The sequence below is a fragment of the Polaromonas sp. P1_G2 genome (genome assembly GCF_056405515.1).
In genome coordinates this window covers 1-472 of sequence record NZ_JBFUBY010001057.1, presented here as the reverse complement: position 1 = coordinate 472, position 472 = coordinate 1, and the positions used below count along the sequence as shown (strand labels likewise).

The 472-nt window shown below is 59.3% G+C and carries 1 protein-coding gene; it reads right to left on the bottom strand.

From position 1 onward, the window contains the following. Positions 1-472: tetratricopeptide repeat protein (locus AC1D0P_RS29045; RefSeq protein ID WP_477679901.1), on the bottom strand; the 472-nt coding region annotated here is incomplete at both ends.

The following is a 472-nucleotide window of genomic DNA, read 5'->3' as shown; positions in this document are numbered from 1 at the left end:
TGTTGTACTTGTCGATCAGCGCCTGGATGCGGTCGGTGCGTCCGAGATGCGCATAGCTCGATATGAGCGTGGCGTAGTCCTCGCGGACATCGGACTTCTTTTCGATCACGCGTTCAAACGTGCCGGCGGCTTCGTCGTATTTTCCCTGCGAGAACAGCGAGATTGCGAACATGCGCAGCGTCGCCTGCGAGAGATGGGGATCGATCCTCATCGCCTGCCGGGCCTGCTGTTCCGCCTCTGCCGCATGTCCCGTGGCGTTGAGGATCCACGCCATGCTGACACGGTTGTCGGCATCGTTCGGCGCAAGCTTCATCGCCCGGTCGATGGTAGCGGACGCTTCATCATAGCGCCCCTGCTGCGCAAGCCATTGCGCCGATATCGCATAGGCAAGCGGCGTCGGCTTCTCCAGGGCTTTTTCGAGATTTCTGTTGAGGTTCTTGATTGCGTTCTCTCGACGGGAAAAATCCCAGGA